Origin of the sequence: Paraburkholderia sp. Ac-20336 (genome assembly GCF_017105025.1) — a bacterium.
Taxonomy (GTDB): domain Bacteria; phylum Pseudomonadota; class Gammaproteobacteria; order Burkholderiales; family Burkholderiaceae; genus Paraburkholderia.
On sequence record NZ_JAAGPS010000033.1, the window covers coordinates 26141 to 43826 of the forward strand.

Consider the following 17686-nt stretch of genomic DNA (forward strand, 5'->3'; position numbering starts at 1 on the left):
CTCGCGTCGAATGCTTAATCGTGCGAACTATCATAGCCGTTTGCGGTTGATGGTCCAAGCGGGATTGATCGCGGCGTTATGCGGCTGCGCCGGTCCGCTGTCGACGCTCGAGCCTTCCGGTCCCGCGGCGGCGTCCATCGCCGGACTATGGTGGGTCATGCTGGCGGGCGCGGCGCTGCTGTTCGCGCTGGTGCTCGTGCTGTTCTACCTCGTGATCCGTTATCCGGGCTGGGGCTCGCGCGTATCGCCCGCGCGCTGGATCGTGCTCGGCGGCCTCGTGCTGCCCGCCGTGGTTCTGCTGCCGCTGATCGGCTATGCGCTCTATGCGGGCGAACTGCTGCTGCCGTTGCGCGCGCATGCGCCCATGCGCATCGAAGCGATCGCGCAGCAATGGCGCTGGACCTTCCGCTATCCGGACGAAGGCAACGTCGAAACCGAGAACGTGCTGCATCTGCCGGCGGGCACGCCGGTCGATATCGTCGTCACGAGCCGGGACGTCGTGCACGCGTTCTGGATTCCGCGCTTCGCCGGCAAGATCGACGCGCTGCCAGGTCATGAAAACCGCCTGCGCATCGAAGCCGATCAGCCGGGCGAGTACTCCGGACAATGCAACGAGTTTTGCGGCATCGGCCACGCGGGCATGCATTTCAGCGTGATCGTCGATCGTCCCGAAGATTTTTCCGCCGCCGTCAGAAACGCCGCCACCGGGGAGATAAAGAAATGAGCGTGCCCATCGAGCCGCAATCGCAGGGCATGAGCGCGTTGCGGCTGCACCGTCAGCTTGCCGCGATCTGGGCCACCGGGCCGGGCGTGCAGAGACTCGCCGCCGTCAACCACAGCGTGCTCGGCATTCGCATGATGATGACCTCGTTCGTGTTCTTCGCGATCGCGGGCATTCTCGGCATGCTCACGCGCGTACAGCTCGCCACGCCGCACGCGGCCTTCATGGACGTCGAGACCTACAACCAGGTCTTCACGATGCATGGGTCGATGATGCTGTTTCTGTTCGCGATTCCGATGGTGGAAAGTTTCGCGGTCTATCTCACGCCGAAAATTCTCGGCACGCGCGACTTCGCGTTTCCGCGTCTCACCGCGTACGGCTACTGGTGCTATCTGTTCGGCGGCACGATCCTGACGGTCTCGCTCATTCTGCGCAGCGCGCCGGACGGCGGCTGGTTCATGTACACGCCGCTGAGTTCGCATGTCTACACACCGGGGCTGAACGCCGACGTATGGCTGCTCGGCATCACCTTCGTCGAGATCTCGGCGCTCTCGCTCGCGATGGAGATCGTCGTCTCGATCCTGAAGATGCGCGCGCCGGGCATGTCGCTCGACCGCATGCCGATCTTCGCGTGGTACATCCTCGTGACCGCGATGATGATGATCGTCGCATTTCCGCCGCTGATTCTCGGCTCGATCCTGCTCGAAGTGGAACGCGCCTTCAACCTGCCGTTCTTCGATCCGACGCGCGGCGGCGACCCGCTGCTCTGGCAGCATCTGTTCTGGCTGTTCGGCCACCCCGACGTCTACATCATCTTCCTGCCGATGGCGGGCGTGCTCTCGACCATGATCCCGGTCTTCGCGAGAAGAAAGCTCGTCGGCTACAAGGCGATCGTCGTCGCGATCATCGCGCTCGCGTTCCTGAGCTTCGGCATCTGGGTCCACCATATGTTCACGGTGGGCATTCCGCATCTCGCGCTCGCGTTCTTCTCGGCCGGCTCGGCAATCGTCGCGGTGCCCACCGCGATCCAGTTCTTCGCGTGGCTCGCCACGCTGTCGCACGGCCGGCCACGCTGGGACGTGCCGATGCTGTACATCTTCGGTTTCTTCTTCGTGTTCACCTGCGGCGGCCTGACCGGCGTCATGCTCGCGATGGTGCCGTTCGACTGGCAGGCGCACGACACCTACTTCGTCGTCGCGCACATGCATTACGTGGTGGCCGGCGCACTCGCGTTTCCGATGCTGGCCGCGTTCTACTACTGGCTGCCGCTGCTGACCGGCCGCACCGCCGTGCACAAGCTCTCGATAGCGGCGTTCTGGCTCGTATTCATCGGCTTCAACATGACGTTCTTCATGATGCACCTGACCGGCCTGCTCGGCATGCCGCGGCGCATCTTCACCTATAGCGGCGACGAAGGCTGGAACGGGCTCAATCTGCTGTCGTCGCTGGGTAGCTTCGTCATGACGATCGGCTTCGCCCTCGTCGCGATCGACATCCTCGTGCAGCTGCGTTTCGGCCGGCGGGTGCGGCGTAATCCGTGGGAATCGACCACGCTCGAATGGGCCATGCCGATTCCGCCCGCGCCCTATGCATTCGCATCGATTCCGCACGTCGACGCGCACACCGAACAGGTCGGCCCCGGCCAACTCGCGGCCTCGCTCGCGCGCGGCGAAGGCTATCTCGGCTTCACGCGCAACGGCTGGCAGGAAGCGCTCGGCGTGCATATGACCTCGGGCGAGCCGGAGCAGCTGATCGTGCTGCCGCGCCCGACCTATCTGCCGCTCATTACCGCGACCGTCACCTGCGCGGCGGTGCTGGCGATGCTGTTCAAGTTCTACTGGCTGTCGCTCGCCTTCGCGTTCGTGACGTTCGGCCTCTTCGTCTACGCGGGCCAAAGCGCCGGCCATGCGCGCGATTACGGCGCGCTGCCCGTGGGCCGCGGCGTCAGCGTACCGCCGCATACCGAAGTAGCCGGCGCGCCGTCGTGGCTCGCGCTGGTCTGCACGCTCGTCGCGAACGGCACGCTGTTCACCTCGCTCGTGTTCGGCACGTTCTACCTGTGGATCGCCGCGCCGAACTGGCCGGCCGCCGTCACGCCACAGCCGAGCCGTCTGCTCGCGTTCGTCACGCTCGTCGCGCTCGCGGTCGCGGCGGCCACGACGCGCGGCTCGCTGCGCGCGGCCGCCGCGGAGCGCAAACCGCACGGCACGATCGCGCTGACCGCGCTCGCGCTGGGCGTGGCGCTCGTCGCCGACGTGATGCTCATCAACGGCGTGATGCCGAATCCGCGCGAGCATGCGCTCGGCGCGACCGCCGCCGCGCTGCTCACCTACGTCGCGATCCATGCGGGCGTCGGGCTGCTGTTCCTCGCCAGCAACATGCTGCGCCTCGGCGCCGGCTTCATCTCCGCGCGACGGCTCACGGACTTGCGCCTCACGCGCCTGTGGGTCGATTACACGCTCGCGACCGCCATCGTCGCGCTCGGCCTCGTGCTCGCGCTGCCCGGCCTCGTCGCGATGCTCGGAGCAAAGCCATGAACGGACGCCCGCTTGCGCCGCGGCGTGTGTGGTGGCTCGCCGCCGGCTTCACGATCTGGTGCCTCGCGCTCGTGATTCTCTATGCGCTGCATGCGATCGGCTGCGCGTTCGCATGGTCGGCTGGTCCGTTGCGCGCGAGTCTCGCAATCGTGCTGCTGCTGCATCTGGTCGCGATCGGCGGGTTGTGGCGCTATCGCGCCGCCGCGCGGCACGACCCCGGACCCGAGCCCATCAGTTCGTTCATGCACAGCGTCGTCATCTGGACGTTGATCGCGGCGCTCGTTGCGACCGTCATTACGTTTGGCCCCGCGCTGCTGCTCACGACGTGCGTCTGAACGCAAGACGAATGCACCACGAGCGTGCTACGAGCGCGCCGTGAATTAGGCCGCAAGCACGCCACGAACACTCCGCAGGCACACCACAAGCGTGCCGTGAGCATCACTTCCGGGCCGCGTTCGAGCGCGCCGCGATCCTTTCGCCGCCTGCGCGGTCCGCCCGTTTCTCCCGTTTCGCCGCTCCCATAAAGAGGCACTCATGCAGTCTCACGATCTCGCGCGCAAGGCCATCTGGTCCGCCATCTATCTGCTGTTCATTCTCGCCCCGCTGTTCGCGCTGCTGGCCGGCACGCTGCCGCCCGCGCGCGGCTTCGGCACCGAGTTCTCGGTGGCGCTCGGCTATTCGGGCCTCGCGATGATGGGTCTGCAATTCGGCCTCACCGCGCGCTTTCGTCACGTGACCGAGCCGTGGGGCGAGGACGTCATCTACCATTTCCATCGGCGCGTTTCGCTGCTCGCGGTCGGCCTCGTCGTCGTTCATCCGCTGATCCTGCTCGCGATCGGCTCCGACAAGCTCGCCATGCCCGCGTCGCTCGGCGAAGTGCCGTGGGGCGCGTGGTTCGCGGTGCTGTCGATCGGCGCGGTGATCGTGCTCGTGATTACCGCGCTGTGGCGCAAGCAACTGAAAATCCCCTACGAACTCTGGCATCTGTCGCATATCGCGCTCGCGCTGATCGCGATCTTCGGCGGCGTGCTGCACATGATCGGCTGGGGCTTCTATCTCGCCGATCCGCTCAAGCGCGCGCTGTGGATCGGCATGACGCTGTTCTGGATCGCGCTGCTGCTCTACGTGCGGCTCTTCAAGCCGCTCTTCATGTTGCGTCGGCCTTATCGCATCACCGAAGTACGCAGCGAACGCGGCGACACCACGACGCTCGTCATGCAGCCCGACGGACATGCGGGCTTCCGCTTCAAGCCGGGGCAATTCGGCTGGCTTACCGTATGGGGCAGTCCGTTCAGAATCACCGGCCATCCTTTTTCGTTTTCGTCGAGCGCCGAAGCCGCGCAGGGCCGCGTCGAAATGACAATCCGCAATCTCGGCGACTTCACGAGCCAGGTCAAGACGATCGAGGCCGGCCAGCGCGTCTATCTCGACGGACCGTACGGCGCGTTCACGATCGGCCAGCCGACCGACATGCACGTGCTGATCGCGGGCGGCATCGGCATTACGCCGATGATGAGCATGATCCGCACGCTCGCCGATCGCGGCGACTCACGTCCGCTCGTGCTGCTGTACGGCGGCAAGAACTGGGATTCGCTGACCTTTCGCGAGGAACTCGATGCGCTGCAGGCGAGGCTCGATCTGCGCGTCGTCTACGTGCTGGCGGAACCGCCCCAGGGCTGGAGCGGCGAGACCGGGCACATCAATGCGGCCATGTTCCGGCGCCATCTGCCGCCGGGCTATGCGGATCACGAGTACTTCATCTGCGGACCGGACCCGATGATGGATGCGATCGAACGCGCGCTCGGCGAGATAGACGTGCCGCGCACGCGCTACCATTCCGAACGCTACAGCTTCGTTTAGGAGACTTGCGATGCGTCGACTCCTGGCCAATCACCTCGCCGTGGCGACGGGCATCGTCGTCGTGGCGCTGTCCTTGCTGTTCGCGTATCTGCGCGCCGGTTAAGCTCGGCAGCTGCGGGGGATACGCATGGGCCGCGCTGTAATACACTGTGCGGTCGAAATCCGGCGCGGCCGTGTGCCACCATATGCCACCATGTGTGGCTCAGGCGTCGGCTCATGCGCCCTCGCGCTCCTTCAGGCTCCAAGGTTGAATCGATATGCCCTATTTCTTCGGAATCGGTCTTCACGTCATCATTGCGATTTTTTTCGCCGTCCACGCGATACGCAATGGACAAGGCCTTTACTGGTTGTTCATTCTGTTCGCTTTCCCAATGCTCGGCAGCATCGTCTATTTGTTCGCGATCTATCTGCCGGGTCTGCGGCATTCGCGTGGCGCGCGCGTCGCAACCCAGGCCATTACGCAATTCGTCGACCCGAATCGCGCGCTGCGTGAAGCGCGCGCCGCTTTCGATCGCGCGCCGACCGTACAGCATCGCATGCGGCTCGGCGAGGCCTTGCTCGCGGCCGGCGAGGCGCGCGAGGCACTCGAACATTTCCAGGCGGCGGCAAACGGACCTTTCGCCAACGATCCGGTCTTGCTGCTCGGTCTCGCGCGCTCGCAGTTCGCGCTGCGCGACTACACCGCCGCCGACGCGACGCTGGCGAATCTGTTCTCGGGCAATCCGCAGGCGCGCAATCAGGGCGAGCCGGCGCTGCTGTATGCGCGCACGCTGGCCGCGCTCGGTGCGCCGGGCACGCGCGCCGCCTTCGAGCAGGCGCTCACCTGTGCGAGCGATGTCGCGCCGCGCTGCCTGTTCGCGGACTGGCTGGCCACGCAGGCCGACGCCGCCGATCGCCAGCGCGCCGAGAGTCTGTACGCGGAAATCGTTCAGGATGCGCGGCACTGGCCGCGTCACGCGCGGGAACATAACCGCGAGTGGTTGCAGCGCGCGCAGGCCGCGTTGGCAAGCGGCTCGACACGGCAATGAGCGACGCAAGGAGACAGTCGATGAAATGCGCGAGCCGGTCTTTTGCTGCCACTTTTGCTTCGAATGCCACTCTGACGGCGCTCGTCGCGGCCGCTTTGAGTTGGAGCAGTGCTTCGGCAATCGCCGCGGCAAGCACAGCAACAAACACAGCAACAAACACGCCGACAAACGCGAAGCATTTTGCGTGGCCCGCGTCGTTCGTGGTGCTCGGCGATGGCTATCCGCATGCGGGCGATGTATGCCGGCGGCTCGGCGAATCGTCCGCGACCGCGAACTATCTCGACCATACGGCAATGCTCGTCGGCTGTCCGGGCCTGCGCAATAGCGCCGACGTGCATGCGATTCTCGACCATCGACGTGCGCGCGTGGTGGGAGAAGCGGATGGCGTGACGCTGATTTCGATTGCCACCGAGGACGGTCCCGCCGCCGACGATCGAAGCTGGCCCGCGCAGACGCAAGACAAGGACATGCATTTCAGCACGACCGGCACGCTGCCCTGCGAGCGCGGCGGCGGCAAGACGAAGACCATGTGCAAGTACGGTGTCGTTCGTCATGGCAATCACTCCGCGAGCGTCGTAATCTACTGGCCCGATGGCAATACGCGCGTGATCCTGTTCAACGCGCACGGACGAGTACTCGGCGCGGCCATGAAAGCAGGCGATCGACCGATGCCGGGCAATACGCTGACCCGGAATAACGCCGGCATCAACCTGATTTCGATCGGCGACGAGCGCTATGAAATAGAGGATGCGGTTCTTTCCGGGCGTTGAATCGCGCGCGCCTTAACTCAAAGCAGCCCCGCGAAATGCGCAAGCACGAACACGACCGCGCCGCCCGCAATCAGCACCAAGGCGTTGATGCGCGTTTTCATCACGAGCAGCGTGGCAATCGCGGCCGTAAGCCATGCAATCCAGCCGCCTTCGAGCTGCTCGACCAGCACGTAGACGGCCGCGAGAATCAGGCCCGCCGCAACGGGCCGCAAACCGGCCTGCAAGGCGTTGAGCCAGCGCGCGCCCTCGTGGCGGTTCCACACGTGCACGACCGCGTACATCAGAAACGCGGTCGGCCCGAATAACGCGAGCGTCGCGACGACCGCGCCGCCGAGTCCACCGACCTGCCAGCCGATCAGCGTCGCGAGCAGCGATCCCGGGCCGGGCGCGAGCCGCGCAATCGCGAAGTCGCTGAGGAATTGCGCATGCGTCATCCAGTGATGCACGTCGACGACCTGTCGCTGAATCTCGGCGACGACACCCTGGCCGCCGCCGACGGTCACGATCGACAGCGGAGCAAAAACCGAAAACAGTGCGATGAGCGTTCTGGACACGTGATGGGTTCTTCTTAAGTTTGACTGCCCGAGGTGCGGCTAACGCCATGACGTTATACCTATCTCGCCAGCCCCTTATGAAGCGGGGGCCTGCGAGATAAGGGTGCCTGGTTGCCGCGGCCCTTCCGTGCCCGCGGCAACCGGCGGATTATTGCTCACTCAGAAGGTGTTTCAATTCTTCGAGAAACGAAGCAGTTGTATGGCCCCATAACATCGGGTCAAAATCCTGTCCGTAATCCTTTTCAAATGCAGAATCCAGATCATTCGGGTGCTCGCTTATGAACGAGTCTATCTCGCGGATCATTTCGAGGTGATTTGCCCGTGGGCAGTCCCTTCTGTAGCACGAAACAATCTCTGGAATCGTGTCTCCCCATAAATCAGAATCCTGATTAAAGTATGCGCCAAACAACTGATACAGGTTCGGGTAGCGATCCGACAGCATAACTTTTTCCTTCATCCGACGTAAGCTGTGAGAATGTAGTATGGCATTCCATTGCAGGTTTGATATTTCAGCACAACGACAACCTCATTCATCCGTGTCAGTTTTCCTGTCTGCCTCTCTATTCCATAGCCGACATCACCCGCAACGTGCTGCATCAGTGTGAGGGGACCACCACTACCTGAAGACTTCGCCCAATTCTGGACTTGTGTCGTGTGGACGCGCACTACTTCTGATATTGCCCATTATCCCGCCTTGCTCGCCATGGTCGGTTCGGGCAGCACGCAGAGCGCCCCAGCCCCGACCATTTCCAGCACGCCACCCACGATCTGAAGACCGCCCCAGATCCGATTGAAAGACATCTCCGACTGGCTGATCGACTGGCGAGCCAGTACCGCAGCCAATTGCGGCGCACTGAGCACCACGCGCACTCCGTCGGAATCCTGTTGATCCAACATTCCGAATTCCTCTGTCATTGTTTGGGCTGCCAAGCTAACAGGTGCCTACAGCGATATGGAATGGGCGATGGATGATTTTGGGGTTCCGCTGGACAACGAAATGTCAACATTTGTGTACGCTGGAATACCCATCGTGCCTCGCAAAAGCGACAGAAAACACGGCGTCAGGACCATTTGCTATGGCTTGCCGCCTGCGATGAACTTTGCCGCAGACATCAAGGCATACGCGCGAAGCGGATTGCAAACGTGGAGCACGAACAGCTTACAAACGCTGCACCATGTCATTGAAAGTCAACCGGCTATTTCGATGCCACGGCACAGCAGACACATTGTGTATAACGACACGGCCTACTACCACTCACGGCTCACGATCCATGACTCGCGCAGCGCGCACATATTCATAGCCGATGCTGATGGCGCCGCCGATCAGCACGGTCCACACAAGCGACACGCGAAACAGCGCGACAGCCGCGAACGTCGCGACCAGCACGAGATAGGGGAACACGCGGCGCGGCAGACGGTGCGCCGCCGTAATCGCCATCGACAGCGACAAGCCGATCGCGCCGGCTGCCGCACCCGCGAGCGCGACATGCGTGAGCGGAAACGAGGCGATGGCCGCGAAGAACACGCCGAGCAGAACGATCACCACGGCCGGCGGCAGGATGATGCCGCAGAACCCCGCAATCGCGCCGCGCCAGCCGAACAGGCGATAGCCGACCCAGATCGCCAGATTCTTCACGTTGACGCCCGGCAACGCCTGCGACAGCGCGAGGCCGTTGAGGAATTCGTCCTCGCTGATCAGGTGGCGGTCGTGCACGAACTCGCGCAGGAACCAGCCGCTCAGGCCGCCGCCAAAACTCGTCAGACCGATGCGCGCAAAAATCATGAACAGCCCGAGCACGGTCATGTTGCCGGACGGCGGTTCGCCGGGTTGCGCCGCCAGCTCGCCGCGCGGTGCGGCCGGGTCGCGGCTGTCGTTCTCGTCGACTTCGTGCTCGTTGGTGCCTGCCACGCCTGTTTCTCCTTGTGTGATGCTGCGTATGTCTTCGTATGCCGTCATGTGCCTTCGTATAAGACAAGCCGCGCATGATATCCGCAACGGCGCGCGGCCTTTTGTCGTGTCGTGTTACCGGCAGACGGGCCAACCCGCCCGTGGATGCACCGTCATGGCGGATTCGCGCCACCGTTGCTCACGGCAGCGGATGCAGCCGCAGCAGCAGAGGAAACCGCCGCCGCAGAAGCCGCCCCCGCATCCCCGCTTTGCGCCGCCGCGCGCGCACTCCCGCCACGCGGGTCATGCAACTGATCCGCCGACCACCCGCCCCCTAGATCGCCGAACAACGACGCTGCATGCAACAGCCGCGACTCCTGCACGTTCAACGCGGTCTGCTGCGTGCTCAGTTGCGTGGCCTGCGCGGTCGCGACCGTCGTGTAGTCGACGGTGCCGGCCTGGTACTCGTTGAAGGCGATCTCCGCGCCGCGGTTCGCGTCGCGCACGGCCGCTTCGAGCACGTCGGCTTGCTCCGCGAGAATGCGCAAGCCGGACAGATCGTCCTCGACGTTCTGGAACGCGGTCAGCACCGTGCCGCGATAGCTGGCCACGGCCGAATCGTAGGCCGCTTTCGCCGCATCGACGTCGGCGCTGCGCAGGCCGCCGTCGAACAGCGTTTCGCTCGCGCTGGCGCCGAGCGACCACACGTAGTTCGCCACCTTGAGCAGACCGGCCAGCGGCGACTGCGTGAAACCGGCCGCGCCCGAGAGCGAAATCTCCGGGTAATACGCGGACACCGCGACGCCGATCGCCGCGTTCTGCGCGGCCATCTTGCGCTCGGCCGCGGCGATGTCGGGCCGGCGTTCGAGCAGCGTCGACGGCACGCCGACCGGCACCGACGGCAGCACCGGCATCCCGGGATCGTGAGCGATCGACAGTTCTTCCGGGTTCTTGCCGACCAGCACCGCAATCGCATGCGCGTACTGCGCGCGCGCAACGCCGAGCGCGATCAGATCGGACTTCGCGGTATTGAGCTGCGTGCGCGCGGTAATCACGTCGCTCGGCGCAATCGTGCCCGCGCGGTCCTGCTCGGTGACGACGTCGAGAAAGTGCTGATACGCGACGACGGTCTGCTGCAACAGGTCGATGTTCGCGTCGCTCGTGCGCAGTTCGATGATCGCGGTCGCGAGCGCCACCTGCTCGGAGAGCGTCGCATTCGCGAGCGTCGCTTCGGTGGCCTGGGCGTTCGCCGCGTTCTCCTCGACCGTGCGGCGCACCTGGCCCCACAGGTCCGGCGCCCAGCTGACGTTGCCTTCGAGCGAGCCCGCGTTGGCGATGCGCGTCGCCGTGCCGTTCAGCGTCGTGGCCGAGGCGCGCTCGCGCGTGGCCGAGCCGGTCGCGCCGAGCGTCGGGAACAGGCTCGCGTGCGCGGCGCGCACTTCGGCAAGCGCTTCCTGGTAGTTCGCGTAGTCCGCGCGCACGGTCTGGTTCGATACCGCGACAAGCGGTTCGAGTTCGTCGATCAGCGGATCGTTGAACGCGGTCCACCACGTACCCTTCGGCGCGCCCGCGTTGGGCTCGGCCTGGGTCCAGCCCGGCAGTTCGGCATAGGTAGCGGGCACGCGCACCTGCGGCCGGTGATAGTCGGGGCCGACCATGCAGCCGGCATTCAGCAGCGCGAGCAGCGTAACGGCGAGCGTCGCGGCGGACGGCCAACGCCATGAACCGGCGCGGCCGACATCGCCGCCACGGGCCGAAGCACGGCTCGCGCTACGCGCACGCTGTGCCGAATCCCGCGCACCCAAACGTGTGATGAAAATCTTCATGGTCATGCCTTCGTATCCGGTTGCCCCGGCTTCGCGTCGCGGTTCCAGCGCAGGCCGTCGGACCATCTGACGAGCCGCGCGCGCAGGCGGTCGAGGTACAGATAGATCACCGGCGTCGTGTACAGCGTAAACACCTGGCTCAGGAGCAGGCCGCCCATCACCGTGATACCGAGCGGCTGACGCAGCGAGCCGCCCTGGCCCATGCCGACCGCGAGCGGCACCGCGCCGAGCACGGCCGCGAACGTCGTCATCATGATCGGCCGCAGGCGGATCAGCGCGGCCGCGTGAATCGCGTCGCGCGCGGGCATGCGCTCCTGGCGCTGCAACTGGATCGCGACGTCGACCATCATGATGCCGTTCTTCTTGACGATGCCGATCAGCAGAATGATGCCGATCAGCGCGATCACCGAGAACGGCGTGTTGAAGATCAGCAAGGCGAGCGTCGCGCCGATGCCCGCCGACGGCAGCGTCGAGAGAATCGTCAGCGGATGGATCGAGCTTTCGTACAGCACACCGAGCACGATATACACGACGCCGAGCGCCGCGATCACGAGCAGCGGCACCGTGCCGACCGACTGCGAATAGGCCGCCGCCGCGCCCGCGAACGCGCCGTGAATGCTCGCGGGCATGCCGATCTCGCGGCTCGTGCTCTCGATCGTCTGCCCCGCCTGGCTCAGCGAACCGCCGGGCGGCAGGTTGAACGAGATCGTCGCGGCCACGAGGCCGCTCTGGTGATTCACCTGGGTCGCCGTGTGGCTGTTCGAATACGAGGCCATCGCCGAGAGCGGCACCATCGTTTCGGCGGCCGTGCTGTCCGCGCTGCCGGTCGAACTGCCGCCCTTGCTGTTGGCGATGCTGTTGTTCGTCGCGTTCGACTGCGCATTCGCATTGCGCGCGTTGGTGTTGGATGAGGCGCTGCCGCTCTGCGCGCTCGCCGCCGACACCGTGGCGCCCGGCATCTGCGTGGCGGCCGTGCCGGCCGGGTTGCCCGAGGCCGTGCTCAGATAGATATGGTCGAGCGCCTGCGGATACTGCCAGTACTCGGGCGCGACTTCCATCACGACGAAGTACTGGTTGAGCGGGTTGTAGATCGTCGACACGGTGCGCTGGCCGAACGCGTCGTACAGCACGTTGTCGACCTGGTTCGGCGCGAAGCCGTAGCGCGCCGCCGTCGCGCGATTGATCTTCACATAGGTTTGCAGGCCGTTCTGCTGCAGGTCCGAGTTCACGTCGAGCAGTTGTCCATGCGTCTTCGCGAGCGCGGTGACGAGCTTCGGCGTCCACTTGAAGAGCGCCGCGGAATCGTCGCTCGTCAGCGTGTACTGATACTCGGCCGCCGACTGCCGGCCGCCGATGCGCAAGTCCTGCTGCGCCTGCAGGAAGAGCCGCGCGCCCGACACCTCGTTGAGCTTGGGCCGCAGCCGGTTCACGACCTCGGTGGCCGTCGCGTGGCGCTCCGACAGCGGCTTCAGTTCGATGAACACGTTCGCGCTATTGAGCGCGCGGCCGCCCGTGAAGCCCGCGACCGACAGCACCGCCGGGTCTTTCTGCACGATCGCCTGCAACTGCGCGAGCTTCTTCTGCATGGCCGGGAACGAAATGCTCTGGTCGGCGATGATCTGGCCGATCAGGATGCCGGTGTCCTGCTCGGGAAAGAAGGTGGCCGGCACCAGCTTCAGCAGGAACACGTTGCCGATCAGCAGCGCGAACAGCAGCAGGATGACGAGCCGCGCATGATCGAGCACGGCCGTCAGCGAGCGAGCGTAGAGCGCCTTGAAGCGCTCGAATTGCCGTTCGATCCACCGCGCCCAGCGCGCTTTCGAATGGCCGGCGTTCTCGCGGCTCAGCACGTACGCACACATCGCGGGCGTGACCGTCAGCGAGATCACGAGCGAGATGACGATCGCGATCGACAGCGTAATCGCGAACTCGTGGAACATCAGCCCGACGATGCCCGGAAACAGGATGATCGGCAGAAACACCGCGATCAGCGAGAGGCTCATCGAGATCACCGTGAAGCCGACCTCGCCCGCGCCCTTCAGCGCGGCCTCTTTCGGACTCAGCCCCAGCTCCATATGGCGCACGACGTTTTCGAGCACGACGACCGCGTCGTCGACGACGAAGCCGGTGCCGATCGTCAGCGCCATCAGCGAAAGATTGTCGATGCTATAGCCGAGCAGATACATCGGCCCGAAGCTGCCGATGATCGACAGCGGCAGCGCCACGGCCGGCACCAGCGTCGCGCGCGGCGACTGCAGGAAGATAAACACGACGCCGACCACCAGCAGCATCGCGATGAACAGGGTGCGCTCGGTATCGCCGACCGACGACGTGACCGACTCCGAGCGATCGATCGCGACGCCCACGTGCACGCTGCTCGGCAACGTCGCCTCGATCGACGGCAGCACGCTGCGGATCTGCCGCACGGTGCTCACGACGTTGCTGCCCGGCATCGGATAGACGATCACGAGAATCGCCGACTTGCCGTTGAAGAGCCCCGCATTGCGGATGTTTTCGTTCGAGTCGCGCACCTCGGCGACGTCGCGCAACTGCACCGGCGCGCCGTCGCGATAAGCGACCACGAGGTCGCGATACGGCGCCGCCTTCGTGATCTGATCGTTCGACGTGACGACATAGCGCTGAGCGCCGACGTCGAGATGGCCCTTGGCGCTGTCGGCATTGGCCGCGCTGATCGCCGCGCGCACGTCTTCCATGCCGATGCCGTAGCTGTTGAGCTTGCCCGGCTGCAACTCGACGCGCACGCTCGGCAACGCGCCGCCGCCGAGCGTGATCTGGCCGACGCCCTGTACCTGCGAGAGCTGCTGCTGGATCACCGAATCGGCGGAATCGTAAAGCTGCGCCTTGGTCAGCGTGTCCGAAGTCAGCGACAGCACCATGATCGGCGCGTCGGCCGGGTTGTACTGGCGATAGCTCGGATTGCTGCGCAAGGTGGTCGGCAGATCGGCGCGCGCGGCCTGGATCGCCGCTTCGACGTCGCGCGCCGCGCCGTTGATGTCGCGCTTCAGGCCGAACTCGACGACGATCAGCGACGAGCCGACGTAGTTGATCGAGGTCAGCTCCTCGACGTCGGCCATCGTCGCGAGCCGCCTCTCGAGCGGCTCGGCCACCGTCGCCGCCATGATGTCCGGGCTCGCGCCCGCCATGTTCGCCTGCACGACGATCACCGGAAACGCGATGTTCGGCAGCGGCGCGACCGGCAGGCGGAAATACGCGAGCGTGCCGGAGATCAGGATCGCGATGGCGAGCAGCGTGGTCGCCACCGGCCGCCGGATGAAGAGCGCCGGGATGTTCACGGCGCGCCCTCGGTGCCGCCCGCGGGCGGCGGCTCACCGGATTCGCTGCCGTCGTTGCCGCCGCGCGGGTTGCGCGCGGCGCGCCAGCGCTTCACGCGCGCCGCCATGCGGTCGAAGAACAGATAGATCACCGGCGTGGTGAACAGCGTCAGCATCTGGCTCAGCGTCAGGCCGCCGATGATCGCGAGACCGAGCGGCCGGCGCAGTTCCGACCCCGTGCCGGTGCCGAGCAGCATCGGCAGCGCGCCGAGCATCGCCGCGAGCGTGGTCATCAGGATCGGGCGGAAGCGCAGCAGCGACGCCTGGAAAATCGCCTCGCGCGGCGGCTTGCCGTGATTGCGTTCGGCGTCGAGCGCGAAGTCCACCATCATGATCGCGTTCTTCTTGACGATGCCGATCAGCAGCACGATGCCGATGATGCCGATCACGTCGAGATCGCTGCCCGCGAGCATCAGTGCGAGCAAGGCGCCGATGCCGGCCGAGGGCAGCGTCGAGAGAATCGTGACCGGATGGATGAAGCTCTCGTACAGCACGCCGAGCACGATATACACGGCGACGAGCGCCGCGATCAGCAGATAGACCTCGCTGGAAAGCGAATCCTCGAACGCGGCGGTTGCGCCTTGCAGCGACGAGGTGATCGACGGCGGCAGGTTCACGGCCTGCTCGGCCGCGTGAATCTCCTTGACCGCCGTGCTCAGCGAGGCGCCCTTCGCGAGATTGAACGAGATCGTCACCGAGGGGAACTGCGCGAGATGGCTGATGACGAGCGGCGATTTTTTGATCTCGATCTTCGCGATGCCCGACAACGGCACCTGCCCCGTGCTGCTGGTCTGACTCGGCAGATAGAGATTGCCGAGCGATTGCACGCTCGGCAGCGTCTCCGGCTTGGCGACGAGAATCACGCGGTACTGGTTCGACTGCTCGAAGATCGTCGACACGATGCGCTGGCCGAGCGCGTCGTACAGCGCGTTGTCGATCGTCGCGGGCGTGATGCCGAAGCGCGCGGCCAGTTGCCGGTTGACCTCGACGTTCACGCTGAGGCCGTCGCTATTGAGGTCGCTCTGCACGTCTTCGAGAGACGCAATGCGCTTCAGCCGCGCGACGAGGTCCGGCACGTACTGCTGGAACGCCTGCTGGCTCGGTCCGCGCAATACGAAGCTGTACTGGTTCGGCGAGACGGTCGTATCGAGCGTCAGGTCCTGCTCGGGCTGCATGTAGAGCTTCACGCCGGGCACCTGCGCGACTTCCTGCGCGAGCCGCCGCGCGACTTCCTGCGCGAGCCGCCGCGCGACTTCCTGCGCGGTGTCGGAACGCTGGTCGCGATCGCGCAGATTGATCAGGAAGCGGCCGTTGTTGAGCGTCGCATTGATGCCGTCGATGCCGACGTACGAGGTGAGCGAAACCACGTCCGGGTCCTTCAGGATCGCCTCGGCGAGCGCGCTCTGGCGCTTGACCATCGCCGAGTACGAAACCGAGTTGTCGGCCACGCTGATGCCCTGGATCACGCCGACGTCCTGCACCGGGAACAGGCCCTTCGGAATCACCACGTACAGGAGGCCGGTCAGCACGACGGTGCCGATCGCGACCATCAGCGTCAGCGTCTGATGGTCGAGCACCCACGCGAGGCCGCGCTCGTAGGCGGCGAGCGTCTTGTCGAACAGGCCCTCGCTGATGCGCTCGAAGCGGCTCGGATGCCGCTCGGCCTGCGCGCGCAGCATGCGCGCGCACAGCATCGGCACGACCGTCAGCGAGACGATGGCCGAGATCACGATCGTGACCGCGAGCGTCACCGCGAATTCGCTGAACAGGCGCCCGATCACGCCGCCCATGAACAGCAGCGGAATCAGCACCGCGATCAGCGAAACGGTCAGCGAGAGAATCGTGAAGCCGATCTGCCCCGCGCCTTCGAGCGCGGCTTCGAGCGGCGTCATGCCCTCTTCCAGATAGCGCACGATGTTCTCGATCATCACGATCGAGTCGTCGACCACGAAGCCGGTCGCGATGATGAGCGCCATCAGCGAGAGGTTGTCGATCGAGTAGTTCAGCTGGTACATCACGGCCAGCGTGCCGATCAGCGAGACCGGCACCGAGACGCTCGGAATCAGCGTGGCGGGCACGTTGCGCAGGAACACGAAGATCACCGCGACCACCAGCACGATCGCGAGAATCAGCTCGAACGCGGCGTCCGCGACCGAGGCGCGAATCACGCCGGTGCTGTCCGACACCACGGTCACTTTCATGCCGGCCGGCAGCGTCGATTCGAGTTGCGGCAACTCCTTCATGATCTGGTTGACGGTCGCGATCACGTTCGCGCCCGGTTGCCGCTGCACGTTCAGCACGATCGCGGGCGAGCCGTTGTACCACGCGCCGCGCTCGACGTCCTGCGGCGCCTGGCTCACGCGCGCGACGTCGCGCAGGAACACCGGCGAGCCGTTCTGATACGCGATCACCGTGTCGAGATAGTCCTTCGGATCGGTGATCTGGTCGTTGCCGTTGATCGTGTAGTCGAGGTCCGGGCCGTCGAAATTGCCCTTCGGCTGGCTCACGTTGACGTAGCTGAGCAGCGTGCGCAGATCGTCGATATTGAGGCCGTAGGCGGCGAGCTTGTGCGGGTCCGCCTCGACGCGGATCGCCGGCACGTTGCCGCCGCTCGTCGTCACGACGCCGACACCCGAGACTTCCGAAATCTTCGTGCCGAGGCGGTTGTTGGCGACGTCCTGCAACTGCGTCAGCGACATCGACTTCGAGGTGACCGCGAGCGTGAGGATCGGCTGGTCGGCCGGATTGACCTTCGCGTAAGTCGGCGGTGCGGGCAGGCCCGAGGGCAGATAGCTGTTCGACGCGTTGATCGCCTGCTGCACGTTCTGCTCGGCGATGTCGAGGTTCAGCGAGAGATCGAACTGCAGCGTGATGACCGAGGCGCCGTCCGAGCTATACGAGGTCATCTGCTGCAAGCCGGGAATTTCGCCGAGCTGCACTTCGAGCGGCGCGGTGACGGTGGTCGCCATCACGCTCGGGCTCGCGCCCGGATAGAAGGTCTGCACCTGGATCGTCGGATAGTCGACGTTCGGCAGCGACGAGACCGGCAGCACGCGCATCGCGACGAGCCCGACGAGCACGAGCGCGATCATCAGCAGCAGCGTCGCGACCGGTCGGAGAATGAAGAGGCGCGAGATGTTCATCGGCGC

14 protein-coding genes are annotated in these 17686 nt (G+C 65.1%); 6 read left to right on the plus strand and 8 right to left on the minus strand.

Going from position 1 to position 17686, the window contains the following annotated elements; all coding sequences use genetic code 11:
- Nucleotides 1-49: 49 nt before the first annotated feature.
- The 6 genes from coxB to GXB81_RS12875 all read left to right on the plus strand — a co-directional run bounded on the left by coxB (nucleotide 50) and on the right by GXB81_RS12875 (nucleotide 6916).
- Nucleotides 50-724: a cytochrome c oxidase subunit II gene (gene coxB, locus GXB81_RS12850; RefSeq protein WP_241016339.1), complete on the plus strand. Its 675-nt coding sequence runs from the start codon at nucleotides 50-52 to the stop codon at nucleotides 722-724.
- Nucleotides 721-3258 (plus strand): cytochrome c oxidase subunit I, encoded by a 2538-nt coding sequence (gene ctaD / locus GXB81_RS12855; RefSeq protein ID WP_205989305.1) that lies wholly within the window; start codon nucleotides 721-723, stop codon nucleotides 3256-3258. The genes coxB and ctaD overlap by 4 nt, the downstream gene beginning before the upstream one ends.
- A complete protein-coding gene (locus GXB81_RS12860) occupies nucleotides 3255-3593 on the plus strand; it encodes a hypothetical protein (protein ID WP_205989306.1) in 339 nt (112 codons plus the stop codon). Before ctaD ends, GXB81_RS12860 begins: the two co-directional genes overlap by 4 nt.
- A 199-nt stretch (nucleotides 3594-3792) precedes the next feature.
- Nucleotides 3793-5118, plus strand: a complete 1326-nt coding sequence (locus GXB81_RS12865) for a ferric reductase-like transmembrane domain-containing protein (protein ID WP_205989307.1) — start codon at nucleotides 3793-3795, stop codon at nucleotides 5116-5118.
- A 257-nt stretch (nucleotides 5119-5375) separates the two neighbouring features.
- Nucleotides 5376-6146, plus strand: coding sequence for a hypothetical protein (locus GXB81_RS12870; protein ID WP_167042764.1), 771 nt, complete (start codon nucleotides 5376-5378; stop codon nucleotides 6144-6146).
- Nucleotides 6147-6346: 200 nt separating this feature from the next.
- Nucleotides 6347-6916, plus strand: a complete 570-nt coding sequence (locus tag GXB81_RS12875) for a hypothetical protein (RefSeq protein WP_345889842.1) — start codon at nucleotides 6347-6349, stop codon at nucleotides 6914-6916.
- Nucleotides 6917-6933: 17 nt separating this feature from the next.
- Here GXB81_RS12875 and GXB81_RS12880 read toward each other — a convergent pair whose 3' ends face one another.
- From GXB81_RS12880 to GXB81_RS12910, 8 genes are all read right to left on the minus strand, one after another.
- Nucleotides 6934-7470, minus strand: coding sequence for a chromate transporter (locus GXB81_RS12880; RefSeq protein WP_167042769.1), 537 nt, complete (start codon nucleotides 7468-7470; stop codon nucleotides 6934-6936).
- A 148-nt stretch (nucleotides 7471-7618) separates the two neighbouring features.
- Nucleotides 7619-7912, minus strand: coding sequence for a contact-dependent growth inhibition system immunity protein (locus GXB81_RS12885; protein ID WP_205989308.1), 294 nt, complete (start codon nucleotides 7910-7912; stop codon nucleotides 7619-7621).
- Between the two features lie 11 nt (nucleotides 7913-7923).
- Nucleotides 7924-8148, minus strand: coding sequence for an RNase A-like domain-containing protein (locus GXB81_RS31895; RefSeq protein ID WP_345889848.1), 225 nt, complete (start codon nucleotides 8146-8148; stop codon nucleotides 7924-7926).
- A 6-nt stretch (nucleotides 8149-8154) separates the two neighbouring features.
- Nucleotides 8155-8367: a hypothetical protein gene (locus tag GXB81_RS31900; protein ID WP_345891036.1), complete on the minus strand. Its 213-nt coding sequence runs from the start codon at nucleotides 8365-8367 to the stop codon at nucleotides 8155-8157.
- A gap of 358 nt (nucleotides 8368-8725) precedes the next feature.
- Entirely contained in the window at nucleotides 8726-9274 is a 549-nt protein-coding gene (locus GXB81_RS12895) for a chromate transporter (protein ID WP_167042873.1), read from the minus strand.
- Nucleotides 9275-9531: 257 nt separating this feature from the next.
- Nucleotides 9532-11190: an efflux transporter outer membrane subunit gene (locus GXB81_RS12900; RefSeq protein ID WP_277396786.1), complete on the minus strand. Its 1659-nt coding sequence runs from the start codon at nucleotides 11188-11190 to the stop codon at nucleotides 9532-9534.
- Entirely contained in the window at nucleotides 11187-14498 is a 3312-nt protein-coding gene (locus GXB81_RS12905; RefSeq protein ID WP_205989309.1) for an efflux RND transporter permease subunit, read from the minus strand. The genes GXB81_RS12900 and GXB81_RS12905 overlap by 4 nt, the downstream gene beginning before the upstream one ends.
- Nucleotides 14495-17680, minus strand: a complete 3186-nt coding sequence (locus GXB81_RS12910; RefSeq protein WP_205989310.1) for an efflux RND transporter permease subunit — start codon at nucleotides 17678-17680, stop codon at nucleotides 14495-14497. The genes GXB81_RS12905 and GXB81_RS12910 overlap by 4 nt, the downstream gene beginning before the upstream one ends.
- Nucleotides 17681-17686 lie beyond the last annotated feature (6 nt).